We start from the raw sequence: 16,299 nt of genomic DNA, 5'->3' as shown, positions 1-16,299 counted from the left end.
GATGTAGTTTTTTTGTTGATTATTGATTGATGCGCAATACCTGGTCGGTAATGTGCAGCACGCCGTTGCCGGCGATGATGTCGCGGCGGACGAGTTTCACGTCTGCCGTGTTCCCCGTTCCGCGGAGCGTAATGCCGGTGAAGTTGCCGGGTTGCTGGGGATCGGGCACCAGCGTCACCTTCACGGAGTTGTTGTTGATCATCCCCTGTGTGGTGGCCGATCCGCTGCCCGTAGATAATATGTAATCGTTCACGAAACGGCGGTCTGCCGCGATGTGGTAGCGCAGCATATTCCGCAGGATGGCGGGATCGGTGGCTTCAATGGTTTCCAGCGTGGGGTAGCCGTAGGCCTTCATGGCGTCGTTGGCGGGCGCGTAAACCGTCAGCGGCCCGGCACCTTCCAGCAGGGGAATCATTCCTGCCACACGGAGCGCATGGTAAAAAAGCGTCAGGCTCTTTTCCCCCGCAACCGCATTCCCCACCTGCTCATGCCGGTAAGGCTCCAGCACCCGGTCGATCACCTGCACATAGCCATTGCTCGCCGAAATGCCGGATGAAAGGAGGCGGCTCCCGTTCACCGTGATGATCGTATCCTGCCCCTTCACCCATCGCGTCACAAACAGCTTGCCGCTGAAACTTTTGATCTCCTGGTTGAAGAGGAAAGGCATTTTCTGCAGATCGTACAGCCCCGGCATCACATGGTAATTGGCCATGCCGTCAATCAATTGCTGGCTGGCGCCGAGGATGGCCGTCACGGTACCGTAACCGGCTTTGTTGAAAGCCTCGTCCGATGGCGCGAAAAGGGTATAGGGACCGGACTTCAGCAATTCGTTTTTCATATGCGTACGCAGCACCACGGTGTTCATGACGGTCAGGTTGAAGTTGTCTGTCAGCACCTGTGGAATGCGGCTGTTGTCTTGTGGCCGCGCGTCGTTTTTATCTTTATCGCAGCCGTTGGTGGCGATGGCTATCGTCACCACCATGCAGCCGGTGAATATCGTTTTGATCGGATTGGATTGCATCGCTCAAAATTTGTTGGGTGAATCAGGGAAGTTGCAGGTTTGCGGGAACGATCAGCCTGTCAACCGCATGTATCGGCCCTTCCAACGTACGGATATCCGCATCGGTGACGGTTGCGGTATGCGTACCGGCCGGCAGCCTGATGGTGATCTTTCCATTCCCGGAACTGAAGACCAGCGGCATGTAATAGGGCGGCAACAACCCGTCGGTCACATTGAGCACAAAGCCGGACAGCGATGCGTTCAGGTCGCTGGAAAAGAAGACCGCCATCGATCCCGCCCCCGGGCCCCACGAGCCTACGGGCGCGTACATCCGGCCGAGGCCATGGTAACTGAGCAGCGTATCCGTCACAAAACCGTTCCGCATTTCGAACCAGTCCATATCCATGTATGGCAGCGACCGCATGTTCAGGTTGACGAGATCTTCCAGCGTACGGAACCCGGCCGCGGCGAAAGCCTCGTTCGTGGGCGCGAGAAACATTTCCTGCTGGATGGCGCCGTTCGACATGTTAGGCCGGAGCGAAGAGAAGGTCGTGCGCTGAAAATATCCCCAGCTCGCTTCGGTCCACACGCTGTCGCACCAATGCTCCAGCGCCACGAACAGACTGAAGCGCGGGTCGCTGGCGAGATAATCCAATGCATGTTGCCGCGGGAATTCCAGCACGCGGTTCACGGGCCATACCACGCCGTTCCTGGCAAACAGGGGCCTGCGCGAGCCGGTATGCTTTCCGTTCACGATCAGCTCTCCGTCTGCGCCGGCGCTGATAAACTGACGGTAATTGTAGGGCTCGGGATACGTTACGTTCGAGCCGACCCGGTTCAGCATTTCCTGCAGGGTGGTGCTTTCGAACAGCGTTTTCTTGCCCACGTTGCGCGTCTGCAGGCGGAGCGCCGTTGTGTCGACCGCTTCCACCAGCACATGGAAACGAAGCATGGAATCGAGCGTTTCCGGCGATGCCGCCGCAATCCCCGCCGCGCTGAAGCCCGCTGCCGTCATGGCCGCATCATCTACCGCGAGGATGGTAAAGCGCATAGACGGCGGTTTGGAAGCCATCAGTTCGTCCATATGACTGCGCCGCCACGCGGCGTCGAACAATTTGAATGGCGATACGGCGAGCAGCCCCCGCACATCATGGCGTGCTGTGTCGGCGTAAGGCATGGGCTCGCCGTGCGGCTGCTGCTGGAATTCTTCCTTCCGGCAGGCCGCGGCAGCGAGGAGCATCAGGCAGGCGAAAAACGCGCTGCGGATGGTATGTTTGGTAGTTGTGTTCATGGTCATTGGTTTTTCCGCGCCTGGTCGGGCTTGATCAATAATTGGGGCAGATTGTGCACCAGCCCGTTATCCGTCTGAAAATCGCTGCGGGCCGCCACCGTGCCCATGGCGCCGCCGATGGGGCTCCAGGGATCGTTTGGCGTAAAAACCGACAGGGTGTAAGTCACATCTCCCTGCACATTGATCCGATCGGCCCGGATGGCCCGGTTATGCGTATCCCCTTCTATCTTCGCCGTAAATCCTCCCGTTCCATAGATCGTGTTAAAAGCCAGGAAGTCGCCGATGAAATAATGGCTGCGGGGAACGATGTACACGCCAAACAGCCGCGCCCCGATATACGCATCCGCGTTCATAGCATTCAGCGTAGCCAGGTCGAGCCCTGCGGCTTCGAACGCCGCATTTTCCGGGGCGAACACGGTAAAAGGGCCCGCCTGCGCCAGCTGTTCCCAGAGGCCGAATTTCTTCAGTCCCGCTACGAACAAACTGTATTCCGGCCTTTGGGACAGCCAGTCCTGCACGGTACCCGGGTTATATTTGATCACTTTGTCCAGCACGTACAGCGTACCGTTGGCCAGCGTCACTTCCTTCTTGGTGCAATACGAACCGTTGAAGAACAAATGGTTCTGTGGGTATTGGGGATATCCCTGCTGATGCGTGGCGAACGTAGTAAACAGCTCCTTGTTGTCATAGAGTGTGGCGTAGCGGACGTCGATCCCGTTCACGGGGATTTCGGCGAGAAGCAGCCTGCGGTTGATGATGTGGTAGTTGAGCATGTTGCGAAGACTGTCCGCATCCAGCCGCTGGAAGTCTTCCGCCCGCATGATCCCTATCCGGTTCCAGGCGGTATTGCCCGGGGCCAGCACCGTAAACGGCCCTTTCCCGTTGAGCGCCTCCGTTATGCCGGCCCTTTGCATGGCGGCGTAGGTGAGCGACAGGTCGTAGTTATTCCGGATGAAATCGCCGGCCGGCCTGAACGCCTGCGCTTTGTTGACCTGTTCCAGTTCGTCGTGGCTGCAGGCGCCGAGCGCCGCCAGTACGGAAAGAGACAGGATATATTTTTTGATGGTTTGAAACATGACTTTCGTTTTGATGTGAGCGCCCGGCGATCAGTACACCGGCGGCGGATATTTTCGCTGGATGGTGGTGAGGTACGCATTCCCGTTGACGATCTCGATGGTGTTGACCGTGGAGAATGATCGCGGGTTATGCACGCCGGAGTGAATGTTGACGATCATGCCCGGCAGGTGCAGCGCCCCCTGTTCGAAGCTGGTACGGCTGCCGTTGCCGATACAGGCGATCACGCCATACTGGCAATCCGTATCCGCCGCCACATCGCCGTAGGGATTCCGTTCCGGATCGATGGAGGGCGACAGCACGGAGATCCGTTGCCAGATGTCGGTGCTGATATGGTTGGACGTAGGGTCGGCATACAGCGGAAAGCTGAAGTAAGGCGTCACTTTCCCCGAAGCGGCGTCCCGCGTCACCGATCCCAGCTGGATGAATTTGTATCCGGGGATGGCGTTAAAACCGCCGGGTTTGCACAGGGTGAGAAAGATGTTCATCTGGTCGCGGATGCCGTATTTAAGCATACCGGATTCGAACTGGTTTTTCTTCAGTGATTTATCGGCCTGCCAGAACCCTTCGGAGCTGTAGTTGTAAAAATTCACATACACGAGCGAATCGGACAGGGCAATTTTATGGAAGTTCTCCGTCCGGACGATCACGCCTACTTTCCGGGTGGCGAAGTTGCGCTGGAGCACGTGCATGGTGTATACTTCCCGCGCGCCCAGTTCCAGCACCGTGTCTATGACGATCTTGCGGCGAAGCTGCGGCTCCAGGCTGAAGAAGGGCACGGCGTTGGTGGGGCGGTAGCAGAACATCACGCGGTGGCGGCCAGAGGGCACCTGGGCCCAGCTGCTGAGGTCGAACCCGTTGAGCACGGGCCCTACCAGCACGTTTTCCTTTCCGGGATATTCGGGATTGTTGACGCTGTTGCTGGAGCCCACGTGCGAAGGGTACGGCGGTGCGTACGGCGCGCGCTGGTCGAGGAAATCGCCTTTAATGGCGGCGCTCACGGGCGTTCCGTCGGCATCGAGCACGGGGTCGATGAGCATGGTGAGGAAAGGCTTTTCCTCGTCTTTGTTCTCCAGCCCGATCCGCAGGTTCAGGTTATTGAACACACGGAGGTATGCAGGATTCTCGATCTCCGTATACTCCACCTTGCTGCAGGCGGCGAGGCCGGCGAGCAGGATGCCCCAGAGGCATAATGTTGTCAGCTTCTTGTTCATTACTTCGTATGTTTTACAATGATCATTCTGGCCTTTTGCGCTTCCGGCGATGCGCCGTTCAGTTTACCGATGAGCGCCACCGTGAATACGCCGGGCTCCAGGTTCGGTAATTCGCCACGTACGTACAATGCTTTCCTGGCGATGAAATCCGCCCCCTTCAACACGGGCACTTCCCGGATCCAGCTGCCGGGCACCACGCCCGGAGAAGACCGGTAGGCCATGATCTGGAAAGCTTCCTTTTGCTGGAACAGGCGGATGTACGGCACGTTGGTGGCCGCTACGCCGGGTTGCAGGTTGATGCTCGATTCGCTGCCGAAAGGCTGCCCGTTGTCTTCTGTAAAGCTTACGTACGGAAGGTCTTCGCAGAAATTCAGGAAACGGATGTGGAAAGGATATTTATGCTGGCGGCGGTCCAGGCTCCCGTCTGCCCCGTTCCCGCCAACATACCAGCCACCGCTGAGGTTGTTGCTCACTACGTTGATGGCCGCTTTCCCGTTGGCACCGCGGAACACCCAGGCCGTGTAATTCATATTCGGCTCCAGGTCTGCATTCGCCGAAGCGATCACCGTGCCTTTCGCGTCCGTAGCATCGATGCGGACCGTTCCGCGGATGCGCAGCGCATATTCGCTGGGTTTCCCAAAACCGAGCTGTGCCAGGTTTTGCCCGTCGAGCTGCACGGAAACGGCACCTTCTCCCGGCAATGCGTTCACCGCCTGGATGCGGGCGTAGTTCAGGTTCGCGGGCTCGCTGATGTCTGACAGGATGCGGAAAGCGTTCATATAGGCGACCGTCGTTTCGCCGGACTGCCCATTGTAATAAGGAATGGTAAACTGGTCTGTCGCCACCACGATCGTATACACACCACCCGGCTGGAACGTGCGCACCGGCGAGTAAGTGAGATGGGTGCTGACGGTGTGCGGCCGGCCGATAGCGCCTTTCGTGAGGGTGGCGGTTGCCGGGTCGAGGATGCTGGTAAATTCCAGCGAACTGCCCTGGCCTGCCGTAACCTGGTACCCTTCCGGGCTCAATACCTTGAACTGGTACGTTCCGTAAGGCAATTCAACATATTCCGAAGCCTTTCCCACGCCTACCGCCGATGTGGCGGGCGCAACGGGCGTACCGTCTGCGAACGCGAGCGTGAGGGGCTTGGTGAGATCGTCGATAGGCTCCGACTGCGGGCGGATCGCCTGCGCCAGGTTCACCAGTCTTACTTTGAAGTATCCGGCCTTGGCGGGGGCGGTCACGCTGCGCGGCAGCTCCACGATGCGGGGGAGGCGCTTGTCGGCCACCCATTCCGGTTGCAGGAGGAATATATCCTTCGCTGCCGTTCCGTCTTCCTTTACATCCAGCGCCAGCGTATCGCGCGCACCCTGCACCGCGAAGCGTTCCGTCATGAGTTGCAGTTTCCCGGCATGGAAAAACTGGCGGGGAACGCTCCAGGTCTGGCCCAGGCGGCCGTTCTCCGGGAAGAAAGGCGTTCCGGGATACAGCTCTTCGCCGGCGTAACCGGGCGGATAAGCCGTGTAATTGGTGAGGGTATCGCCGCCGGCCAGCACCTGGTTATGCCCCACCAGGTTAACGAGCCGCAGCAGCGAATTGCCGCGCGCGTCCTGGACGGGACGGTTGTCGTACTGGTGGTCCTGCTTTTCTTTCCGGCAGGAAAGGAAGGCCAGCATCAACCCGCACAATGCGGCCGCATAAAATCTGTATTGCATGCAAAATCTTTTTACGTTGATGGTTTATAACAGCTTGTAAGTAAAGCCCAGCATGATTTCCGCGCCGCGCTTGAAGCTGCGGTTCACATACCGGTTGCCGTACCATTTGCCACCCGTTCCGGGATTGGCGTACACCGTTTCGATCGCGGGATTGAGGATATTTTTCATATACCCCTTGAACAACAGGCGTTTGCCCAGCGTCTGCGAAAACACGAGGTCGAGCATGGGCACGGGCCGGGTGTAGAGATCGGGCTCGCCGGTGAGATTGATCTGCACCAGCCGCTCCCCTACCATGTTGAACGTGGCCGTGAGGTCGGTACCGGAACGTGCGTTCTTGTAGTTGAGCCAGCCATTGAGGCTGAAAGGCGCCTGTTCGAAAAGCGGACTGTTTTCCGGCGTATGCCTGTCCAGCGATTTATTGGCGCTGTACCGCTCCTGCGTTTTCTTGATATTGCTTTGCGCGAGGAGCAGGTTGGTGCCGATGAAGAAGTTGCGGAATGCGGGCGACAATCTTCCCAAATCCTTCACCAGTTCCAGTTCCACGCCCCAAACCGTACCGCGGTTGGGATCGTTCTGGAATTGAATGGTGGGATATTCGGGATACTTCGCCGCCAGGCCGTCCGTTTTCAAGCTGAACACTTTCACGAGCTGGTTCTGGATGCGCTTGCCGAAGGCCGACACGGAGATCACTTCCCCCGCCGCCGGAAACCATTCCCAACGGAAGTCGAGGTTTTCGGTATGCTGGTTCACGAGGTTGGGGTTCCCCACTACCAGGCCCATCTGGAACGCATCGAACTCGAACACGTTCGTAAGCTCGCGCAGCTCCGGCCGCGCCAGTGTGGTGTTGTAGGCCATGCGGAAATTCATGTTCTCGTGGAGCGTGTAGGTCAGGTTGGCCGCGTAGTAGGGTTTGTAGGATGTTTTGTAAACGGTGTTCGGGTCGATCATCATGACGGGAACGGATTGCCCGTCGTCGTTTTTCTTCGTCAATGCCGGATCGAGATATACGTCGGACGTATCCACGGCCGACTGGATATTCGTTTTCTCGAACCGCACACCACCCGCCAGGCGCAGGTTTTCAAGGATGCGCATGTCGAGCATACCGTAGAACGCATTCGTTTCGAAGAAGCCGGTGTAGTTGTTCGGTGATTTCTGGCTGTTGTACAGGTAACCGCCGACTTTGTCCGCCCCTTCGCCCGTTCCGCCGGCAACCGGCCTGATGCCGATCACATCGGCACTGACGAACCTGTCGAGATTACCGGCAACGTCGTACAGCGTGAGCGCACCGTTCGGCGCGAAGTTGGAGCCGGGCAAAAAGAACATGTTTTCCCGGAAAGTGCGGTCGCGATTCAGGTAATTGACACCGGTTTTGAATTCCTGTTTCCGGCCGAACAGCGGGAACGGAAGGGTGACATCGGCTTTGTAGTTCCAGTTCGTTTCTTCCAGATTGCGCCACCGGCGGCCGTTTGGCTCCGCCTGGATGATGCCGTAGGTGCCGTACCCGTTCACATATCCGGAGTTCAGGGCGTAGAGATGATCGGTATGGTTCCAGGTGCCCTGTCCGCTTGCCGGGCTTACCGAAGGCCGCCAGTAATAGGCGCCGTTGCGGGGTTTATAATCCGTCAGCGTTACGAACCGGAAATCGGGATCGTTCTGGGAAGACGAGGAAGATGCCATGTTATAGCTCAGCCGCGGCGAATACGCCGATGCGGTGAACTTGTGCTCGCCCTGCAGGTTGAACGTGTTGAGGCTGCGGCGCGTTTGCTTGAGGGAATAGATCGTGCTGTTCACTTCGCCGGGCAGGCCGGTGTATTGATATTGGCCGTACATGTTCACGGCCTGCGCTTCGGAGCCCCAGCTGCCGAGGTATTGCATGCTGATCTCGTGGCGCGGACTGAAGCGGAACGAAAGCCCCGCGAGGGTACCGTAGTTGAGGGTTTCGGTGCCGGTATTTTCCTTGTACGTCTGGTATTTGCCCATGTAGAGGCTGTTCGGCGTGATGTAATTCGGGATACTCCGCGGGCTGTACACCTGTGGGTTTCCCGTGATCACGCCCTGGTAAATGCTGTACTGTGTAAGCTCGCCGCCATACACATCGCTCGCGCGGCGGTAATAGTTGGCGCCCAGCACGAGGCCCAGCTGTTTATTCTTCAGCACCTTGAAGCTGTTGCCGTATGTAGCGGAATACAGCTGGTTGAGGGGCGCCTGTTTGTAGCGGGTGGTCAGCACAGGATCGAATCCGTGCATGATGCGGTTGATGCGATTGGCTTCCTGGCGCATGGCGGGGTCGTGCTGGCTGTTGGCGATGAGCGTTTGTATCTGGCCCAGCCCGCCGGGATATTGTTTGGAAAGGTTGAGGAATTCGGGGGAAAGGTTTTTCTCATTCACTTTCCCGCCGAAAAAACCGAGCTCGCTGTTATAGAAACTGTTCATCTTCCCGCCCATCCCGATGTTGGAATTGAAGCCCGTCTGCGCGATGATCTCCAGTGTGGCTTTGTCGGGGATGGATTTGGTTTTCAGCTCCACGATCCCTGCGGCGGCGTCTGCCGGTTTATCGGGCGTAACGGTTTTGAAGATGGTGATGTTATCGAGGAGACTTGCGGGCACGAGATCGAGGGGAATGGCGCTGCGGTCGGGGTCGGAGGATGCGAGGCGCACGCCGTTGAGCTGCCCGATCACGGAGCGGTCGCCCAGCCCGCGGATGGCCACGTACTTATCGTCTGTCACCGTTACGCCGCTCACCCGTTGCAGGGCTTGGGTGGTGGTGATGGAAGCGGTGCGCTCGATCTGCTGCGCCGAAATGGCGTCTTGCACGATGGCGGCGTTCTTGCGTTCCTGGAGCACCGTGATTTCGGTGTTCGTTTTCCTGCGGGCGTTCACCGTCACTTCGCCCAATTGGCGCGACGCGGTATTGAGCATTACGGAAATCGAAGTGGTGCCCTTTGCAACTTTTACTTCCTTCGCGTCATATCCCATCAGGCTGAATACCAGTGTAGCGCCCTCTTCGGGAATATCGATCGCGAAATTGCCGGATACATCCGTCACTGCGCCGCTGGAAGTCCCCTTCACACGGATCGACACCCCGGGCAGCGGCTCTTTCGACTTCCCGTCGAGCACCCGCCCGGAAACGCGGATGGGAACGGGCTTGCGGACCACTACCACATATCCGTTCAATAGTTTATAGGTCAGTTCCGTTCCCGCAAAAACATGCGCCAGCGCATCTTTCACGGAGATACCGGGCTGATGCAGGGTGATCTTTTTGCCGGTGTTCTCCAGCAGCGATTCGGGGAGCAGGAAGCGCACACCGCTTTCCTTTTCGATCAGGAGCAGGCTTTCCCGCACACCGGCATTGGTCAGCCGGAGATCGAGCCGGGCGGAAAGGTCTTGCCCGGTGGCCGTGCCGGCCAGCAGCAGGCTCACGCAGGTAAGTTGGATCAGCAGGAAGATAAACGAGCATTTCATCAGGAAGCGTATTTGACGTAACGGTCCGGAATCGGGCCAAGCGGCGTTCCCGGGAGCGTTACATTCAAGTGCGCGGCCATCGGTCACAGCGGGCATGACTTTTCCGAAAGGATCATTCTTTAATCCTTTTTTCATACTTTTGAATGTTACTGGTTAAGCCCTGCGAAGGGCAATCTGTTAACGTACGGGCATGAGATGCCCATGTAATTTCCTCACCGTCATCGTCGTCCAAAACATGAAAGGTGAAAGAAATTATCTACATGCTCCTGCCGGCGGTGCAAACGCAAGCGGGGGCATTTTTTTTGCGTACCGTTCTACATCATGCGCAATGTTTAAGGTTAATGAATGGTGACTTTTCCCCCTTGGGTGATATAGGAAAACCCTCCTCCCGCGGCCAGCAGCTGCATCGTTTTGTCGAGCGGCGCCGCGCCGGAAAGGGTTACCGTTATTTTCTGATCTGAAATACTTTCCTTGCCGATCGCGATCTCTACGCCGTACCAGCGTTCCAGTTCTTTCGCGATCTCCAACAGCGGCTTGCTGTGGAATACCAACCTTCCGCCTTTCCAGGCTTCCACGTCTGTCGCTTTTACTTCCGCTACGTGGAATTTTCCACCGGTCTGTTCCCAGTTCAGTTCCTCGCCCGGCGTCAGCACCGCCAGTTCCTGCGGAACGCCGTCTTTCACATGGTCTACCCGCACTTTGCCCGTAGCCACGGCCACCAGGGCCTGCCTGCCGTTGAACGCGCTCACGCGGAACGAGGTGCCCAGCACGGTGGTCCGCACTTCGCCGGAATGCACCATGAACGGCTGTCCGGGTTTTTCTGCTATTTCGAAGAATGCTTCGCCGTCGAGGAATACTTCGCGGGCATCGCCGCTGAACGATTCCGGGTAGCGCAGGCTGCTTCCGGCGCCGAGGTGTACTACCGACCCGTCCGTCAACCGCACTACCGCGCGGCGGCCATTGGCCGTTTGCTTGGAAGCCATGACCATGGCCGGTTCGCGCTGCGCGTGCTTCAGCATCCGTGCGCCCATCCATCCCGCGCCGCCGATCACTGCGGCCCACATGGCGGCTTTGAACCATTTGCGCATGGGGACCACTTTGGCGGGGGCGCTTCCATCCCCGAACATTCTTTCCGCGAGCTTCGCTTTCCATTGCGCGCGCGTTTCGGCGGGAACCACTGCGGAGGCGCTTTCCTCCATATCCGCAGCCATCCGGGCTTCGAGAACGGCGTTTAGCAGTTCGCGGCCTTCCGGCAGCTGGAGGAATGCTTCCACCCGCGCCTGCTCCATGGGCGTGCAAAGGCGATCGAGATAGCGGTGTATGTGTGGGCTGTCGACTTGATTCGTCATGATCTGCAAGGCGGCATTAATCGCCGCATGCCTATATAGTACAGTATCGGGAAGGGAGGGCTAACCGGGAAAGGAAAAAATCAGAGAGTTAATATACAGATAACAATGGCGGTGCTGAGGTCGGCGTAGTCTTTCAACCGCTCACGGAATTGGGAAAGGCAGGCTTTGATATGATTCTTGACGGTAAAGGGCGAAAGCTTCATTTCCCGGGCTATTTCGGCGTGCGACAATTCTTCCAGCCGGCTGAGGCGGAACGCTTTCTGGCGTTGCTCGCTGAGCTGGCCCAGCTCTTCCAGCCAGGCGGTTTCCAGCTGCCGCTCGCGGATGCGGCTGTCGGCGTCCAGGGTACCGGCGGGCACACTTTCGCCAAGGTGCTCGAGGGGAACGGTGAAATTGCGTTGGCGGGTCACCGTGCGCACTACCGCGTTTTTCATGGCGCGGAAAAGGTAGGGAGCGAGCTGCACGTCTGGGGGCACCTGGTCGCATTTCTGCCAGAGCCAGAGCATAACGTCGAGCATGGCTTCTTCGGCCTGGTGGGCATCGTCAATGTATTTGAGGCCGTAATGATGGAGCCGGGCGGAATAACGGTCAAACAGCTCGTCGAATGCCCGGGGATTGCCGTTCCTGCATTCCTCCAGCAAAAAGTTATCCGATTGTCCCGTTAACGAAAATCCCATAAGTATGACCACAATTTTCCGGGACAAACTTACTGGCTATTTTCCCGCGGTGGTATTAAGTATGTATTAATTATTGCATGGAATTGATTAGCTTACTGATGCACAAAACCATTTAGCCTTATGCCCCTTCCCTTCCTCCCACAATTCAAAAGCATTTTCCTCCTGGCTCCCCTGGCCGCAGTCAGCCTTTCCACGCACGCACAATCCTGGCAGTTCAAGGGTGAAGGCCGGTTCTTCAGCGCCCCGACGCTTACTGGCAACACGATACTGGCGGGAAGTTCCGCGGGGCACCTATATGCAATTGATTTGCATTCCGGCAAACAGCGATGGAAATTCTCCGCAAAAAAAGAGATCGCCACACAACCCTGCATCGCCGGCAACACGGCCGTGGTAGGGAGTTACGACGGGCATTATTATGGTGTGAATGTGAAAAACGGACAGGCCGTCTGGACGTTCAAAACCGGCGGGGAAAGGAAGAACGGCGGCAAAGGGCTTTGGTCGATGAAACCCGATACCGATTATATGGAAGACGTGTACGATTTCTTCCTCTCCGCTCCCGCAACCAACGGCAAAAGTGTGTTCTTCGGCAGCAGCGACAGTTCCATCTACGCGCTCGACGCCGCTACCGGTAAACTCAAATGGAAATTCCGAACACAAGGCCCCGTCCATGGCGGCGCGGCGTATAGCAACAATACGGTCGTGATCGGCAGTTGGGACACCTACATATATGCGCTCGATGCCAATACCGGAAAGCTCAGATGGAAATTCAAAACCGGGACAGACACCCAATACGGCGGCGTCCTCGAAGGCATACAGGCGCGCCCGGTAGTCGCAGACGGACGTGTATACGTAGGCGCGCGCGACGCGAAGTTCCGCGCCATCGACCTGGCTACCGGCCAGCTCATCTGGACGTACGACGGCGGCAACGCCTGGATCTCCGGCACCGCGGTGGCAGACGGTGAACATGTTTACGTGGGCACGTCCGACTCCTATCTACTGCTGAAGCTCGACGCCAAAACCGGGAAAGAGATCTTCCGCAACAAAGGCGGCGGCTACGTTTTCGGCGCACCGGCGGTCGGCAAAAACCTGGTCGCCTACGGCGATTTCACGGGCCGGATGTACCTGCTCAACAAAGATTCGCTGGACGTGTTCAGTACCTTCGACACCCCGGGTCGCAAAGCCCACGGCACCTCCACGCTCGACCGCGACCAGATCGATTTCCTGTTCCTCGCCGCCGGCGCGGTACCGGAAAAATACAGCACCACGCTTCTCGTGATGGACAAGCTCTACGCCCTCGGCCCCATTACCGCCGCGCCGCTCATCGCCGGAAAATCGGTGATCGTTGCGGCTACCGACGGCACCGTGTACGCCATCCCACTCCCCGATCAACCATAACTGCATCCATGCATAAAAGAAAAGCGCCGGACTTTCTGTCCGACGCTTTTTTTGTGGTGTATTCGTCCTGTTGAAATCCCCCATGGATTATCGTTTGAGGATCCGCGCTTCCATGCGGCGGTTCTGCTGATGTTCTTCTTCGGTGCATTCCACGCCGTCGGCACATTTGTTCGTCAGGCGGCTTTCGCCGTAGCCCACGGTTTTGAGCCTGGCCCTGTCGATGCCTTTGCTCACGAGGTAATTGGCGGCGGCGGTAGCGCGGCGTTCAGACAGCGTGATGTTGTAGGCGTGCGTATGCCGGCTGTCGGTATGCGCGCCCAGTTCCACTTCCAGCCCGGGGAAGCGTTCCATCATATCTGCCAGGGAATCCAGCGCGGAGAGGCTTTCGGGGCGGAGGCGGTAGCCATCGCGGTCGAAGTAGATACTCACCAGGTGCATGATGGCGCCGGGGCGGGGAACGCCTGCCTGCAGCTGCAAGCCTATCTTCACCGTGTCCTCTTTCCCGGCGGTGAACGTTTTCGTTGCTGACCAGCCATTACCGGGGCCCGACGCTGATACAACATACCGGTGACCGTCCGTGAGCACCATGTATGCTTTTCCATCATCCTGCGTATGCAGCGTCCAGTAGTCGTTGCGGTTCTCGTCCGTCAGCAACACCGTGGCCCCGGCGGCTGGTTGTTCTGATCCCTGTTTGAAGACGGTGGTTTCCAGTATGAATATTTTTTTGCCGGTTTCGATGGAAGGTTTCGCCGCGATCTCGGGCACGAGCCCATAGAGGTCATCGCCGCCCATTCCACCTTTGCGGTTGGAGGCGAAAATTTCGGTGCCGGTGGGGCCGCTTTTCAGGTGAAAATCATCGCCCGGGGAATTGTAGCCTGATTTCAGGTTGATGGGATGGTTCCAGTGCTGGCCCGCTCCTTCAGCTACGAACAAGTCGAAGCCGCCCATGCCCGGATGCCCTTTGCTGGAGAAGTACAGCCAGCCGGCTTCGTTCACCGTGAGAAAGGCTTCTTCTTCGGGCGTATTGATGGCTGCTCCGCAGTTCCGCGGCGCGCTCCAGGTGCCATCTGCCTTCTGTTCGCAAAACCAGATATCTGTTTTCCCCTGTCCGCCGGGCATGTCTGCCGTGAAATAAAGTATTTTCCCGTCGGCCGAAACGGCGGCGTGGCCGATGGAATATTGCGCGTTGTTGTAAGCGAAGGGCGCGGGCGCTTGCCAGCCATTCCGGCCCCTGACGCTCACGAACAATTCCAGTCTGCGGGTGCGATATCTTTCGTGGCGGCCCACTTTCTGGGCTACCGGCTTGCCGGGGCTCGTTACGGTGATATACGCCGTGTCACCTCCCGGAGAAAAGGCCACCGGGCCAACGTGGTACCTGAAATCGTTCAGTACGTTATCGAACCCGCGGACCACGATAGCGTCTGGGTTGCGGTGCACGGTATCGGCCAGATATAATTTCTGGAAGGCGTTGCCGGTGCGGCGGTATTGCTGCAGGGAAGCCTTCTGTTTCGGGTCGAGCATGGAGGAGCGCAGGCTGTCTGAAGTGAAAACGAACTGCCCGTTCCCGTTCCAGGTGGCGCCCCAGTCGGCCGCCGAGGTATTGAGGTGCCGGAGGTTCGTGATCACCGGCGGCGCAGCGGCCATCCAGGCGATGGCGGAATCGCAGCCGGCGATGCGGGCTGCTGCTTCGGCGCCGCCTTTTTCGCGGTAGCGGCCGTACACTTCCTTCGCCGTGGCGTAATCGCCGGTGCTCTTCAGCGCGTCGGCGTAATGGAGGAAATCCGCCGGAAGGGCGTCTTTACTTTCCGTGATTTTGCGGTAGCTGTCTACGGCCTTGTCGTATTCATCGAGCTGGCGGTAGCAATCGGCGAGCATCCGCAGCTGTTCCGTTTTGAAAAATTTCCTTTTGGCCGCTTCTTCGAAAAAAACGGCGGCTTTCCTGTATTCGTACCGGAGGTAATGTACCTCAGCCCTGTCTCTGGCTGTACGCTGCTCCTGCGCGGAAGCGGTGTTCGCCACGAGGCCCGCCCCAATGCATAGGAGGCCAGACAGTTGCCATATCGCACGTATGTTCATGGGTGTTAAGCTGTTTGATTAGAAATACCGCGGACTGATGATCCGTTCTCCATTTTGTTTCCGGGGGAAGAGGATACCGATCGAAATCTCGTGCGAGCCCGTCTGGTAGCTGGCGATGCCGCTCAGCGCGAAGTCGTACGAATAACCGATCCTGATCTTGTCTCCCGCGAAATATTCCACCATGGCGCTGGCTGCGTTGGCCCTCCGCAGTCCGTCCTGCAATGTTTTTTTGTTGAGCAGTGGCACGGAGGAACGGTACGAACCGCCGATCCAGAGTTTTTCAGACACGAGGGCGAACAGGTTGAGATCGAAGCTGGTGGGGCCGTGAAAATCTTCCTTGATCATGATCGAAGGTTTCAGTTTCACATCGGCGTCGAGGTTGATCATGCAACCGGTGGTGAAGTAGACGTGGCGGGTGCGTTTGATGACGAGGTATTCGGTTTGCGAGCCGCCGATATGCACGTTATTGTCCAGCGTTTGGGAGAAGAGCTGCAGCACGGAGGCGCCGGCGTAGAAGTTCGGCGTGTAATAATACATACCGAAACTGGCGTCTGGCTTGAAGGCGCTGATCTTGCCCGTAGGCGCGTAGGGATCGTTGGGATCGGTGAGCTGGAGGGAATTGCCCGTAACGCTGTATTGCGCAACGCTGACGGCCAGCCCGAGGTTCAGCCGGCGGGAGCCCGATTCGTTGAGCGGGATGCGGTAGGCGTAGGCCCCGGAAACGGACATGTATTCCTGCGGACCGGACTTGTCCCACAGCGCCTGGATGCCGAGGCCGACCTTTTCATTGTCGGCCCATGCGGGCAGTCCGTCGAAAGAGATGATCCCTGTGGTGGGGGCACCGGGAAAATCGACCCATTGCTTCCGGAAGGTGGCGTTCAGGTAACCGTCGCCCCGGTAACCGGCGTAGGCAGGGTTAACGGCCAGCCCGTTGAACACATACTGGCTGAATTGCACCTCCTGCTGGGCGGCGGCCGGAAAGGTGGCCGCCGTTGCGAGGAAGATCATCCCTATTATTTTGTTGCGCATGAGCATCGTTTTTTTGG

At 57.9% G+C, this 16,299-nt stretch carries 11 protein-coding genes; 1 reads left to right on the top strand and 10 read right to left on the bottom strand.

What is annotated here, in order from left to right:
• Window positions 1-19: 19 nt before the first annotated feature.
• From WJU22_RS13635 to WJU22_RS13600, 8 genes are all read right to left on the bottom strand, one after another.
• Window positions 20-1,021 carry a fasciclin domain-containing protein gene (locus tag WJU22_RS13635; protein ID WP_341838734.1) on the bottom strand — a complete coding sequence of 334 codons (1,002 nt, stop codon included), beginning with the start codon at window positions 1,019-1,021 and terminating at the stop codon, window positions 20-22.
• Between the two features lie 22 nt (window positions 1,022-1,043).
• Complete coding sequence (locus tag WJU22_RS13630) at window positions 1,044-2,291, bottom strand: hypothetical protein (RefSeq protein WP_341838733.1); 1,248 nt, start codon at window positions 2,289-2,291, stop codon at window positions 1,044-1,046.
• Between the two features lie 2 nt (window positions 2,292-2,293).
• On the bottom strand, window positions 2,294-3,367 hold the full coding sequence (locus WJU22_RS13625; protein ID WP_341838732.1) for a fasciclin domain-containing protein: 1,074 nt from the start codon (window positions 3,365-3,367) through the stop codon (window positions 2,294-2,296).
• A gap of 30 nt (window positions 3,368-3,397) precedes the next feature.
• The gene (locus WJU22_RS13620) at window positions 3,398-4,579 is read right to left on the bottom strand and encodes a hypothetical protein (RefSeq protein ID WP_341838731.1); all 1,182 of its coding nucleotides are present in this window, start codon (window positions 4,577-4,579) and stop codon (window positions 3,398-3,400) included.
• Complete coding sequence (locus tag WJU22_RS13615; protein WP_341838730.1) at window positions 4,579-6,294, bottom strand: hypothetical protein; 1,716 nt, start codon at window positions 6,292-6,294, stop codon at window positions 4,579-4,581. The genes WJU22_RS13620 and WJU22_RS13615 overlap by 1 nt, the downstream gene beginning before the upstream one ends.
• 24 nt (window positions 6,295-6,318) lie before the next feature.
• Complete coding sequence (locus WJU22_RS13610; protein ID WP_341838729.1) at window positions 6,319-9,756, bottom strand: TonB-dependent receptor; 3,438 nt, start codon at window positions 9,754-9,756, stop codon at window positions 6,319-6,321.
• Between the two features lie 338 nt (window positions 9,757-10,094).
• Window positions 10,095-11,105 carry a FecR family protein gene (locus tag WJU22_RS13605; RefSeq protein ID WP_341838728.1) on the bottom strand — a complete coding sequence of 337 codons (1,011 nt, stop codon included), beginning with the start codon at window positions 11,103-11,105 and terminating at the stop codon, window positions 10,095-10,097.
• Between the two features lie 80 nt (window positions 11,106-11,185).
• Complete coding sequence (locus tag WJU22_RS13600; RefSeq protein ID WP_341838727.1) at window positions 11,186-11,782, bottom strand: RNA polymerase sigma factor; 597 nt, start codon at window positions 11,780-11,782, stop codon at window positions 11,186-11,188.
• 120 nt (window positions 11,783-11,902) lie between these two features.
• On the opposite strand from WJU22_RS13600, the gene WJU22_RS13595 reads away from it, so the two are divergent.
• A complete protein-coding gene (locus WJU22_RS13595; RefSeq protein ID WP_341838726.1) occupies window positions 11,903-13,177 on the top strand; it encodes a PQQ-binding-like beta-propeller repeat protein in 1,275 nt (424 codons plus the stop codon).
• Window positions 13,178-13,264: 87 nt separating this feature from the next.
• Here the strand turns inward: WJU22_RS13595 and WJU22_RS13590 are convergent, their stop codons facing one another.
• Entirely contained in the window at window positions 13,265-15,253 is a 1,989-nt protein-coding gene (locus WJU22_RS13590) for an OmpA family protein (RefSeq protein ID WP_341838725.1), read from the bottom strand.
• Window positions 15,254-15,271: 18 nt separating this feature from the next.
• A complete protein-coding gene (locus tag WJU22_RS13585) occupies window positions 15,272-16,282 on the bottom strand; it encodes a type IX secretion system membrane protein PorP/SprF (RefSeq protein WP_341838724.1) in 1,011 nt (336 codons plus the stop codon).
• Window positions 16,283-16,299: the final 17 nt, after the last annotated feature.

The sequence above is a fragment of the Chitinophaga caseinilytica genome, assembly GCF_038396765.1.
Classification (GTDB): domain Bacteria; phylum Bacteroidota; class Bacteroidia; order Chitinophagales; family Chitinophagaceae; genus Chitinophaga; species Chitinophaga caseinilytica.
The sequence above is the reverse complement of the archived record's forward strand: the minus strand, read 5'-3'. Positions and strand labels throughout refer to the sequence as shown.

Excerpts from the sequence above, each read along its gene's own strand:
- WJU22_RS13635 (WP_341838734.1), bottom strand. The coding sequence starts at position 1,021 with ATGCAATCCAATCCGATCAAAACGATATTCACCGGCTGCATGGTGGTG.
- WJU22_RS13630 (WP_341838733.1), bottom strand. The coding sequence starts at position 2,291 with ATGAACACAACTACCAAACATACCATCCGCAGCGCGTTTTTCGCCTGC.
- WJU22_RS13625 (WP_341838732.1), bottom strand. The coding sequence starts at position 3,367 with ATGTTTCAAACCATCAAAAAATATATCCTGTCTCTTTCCGTACTGGCG.
- WJU22_RS13620 (WP_341838731.1), bottom strand. The coding sequence starts at position 4,579 with ATGAACAAGAAGCTGACAACATTATGCCTCTGGGGCATCCTGCTCGCC.
- WJU22_RS13615 (WP_341838730.1), bottom strand. The coding sequence starts at position 6,294 with ATGCAATACAGATTTTATGCGGCCGCATTGTGCGGGTTGATGCTGGCC.
- WJU22_RS13610 (WP_341838729.1), bottom strand. The coding sequence starts at position 9,756 with ATGAAATGCTCGTTTATCTTCCTGCTGATCCAACTTACCTGCGTGAGC.
- WJU22_RS13605 (WP_341838728.1), bottom strand. The coding sequence starts at position 11,105 with ATGACGAATCAAGTCGACAGCCCACACATACACCGCTATCTCGATCGC.
- WJU22_RS13600 (WP_341838727.1), bottom strand. The coding sequence starts at position 11,782 with ATGGGATTTTCGTTAACGGGACAATCGGATAACTTTTTGCTGGAGGAA.
- WJU22_RS13595 (WP_341838726.1), top strand. The coding sequence starts at position 11,903 with ATGCCCCTTCCCTTCCTCCCACAATTCAAAAGCATTTTCCTCCTGGCT.
- WJU22_RS13590 (WP_341838725.1), bottom strand. The coding sequence starts at position 15,253 with ATGAACATACGTGCGATATGGCAACTGTCTGGCCTCCTATGCATTGGG.
- WJU22_RS13585 (WP_341838724.1), bottom strand. The coding sequence starts at position 16,282 with ATGCGCAACAAAATAATAGGGATGATCTTCCTCGCAACGGCGGCCACC.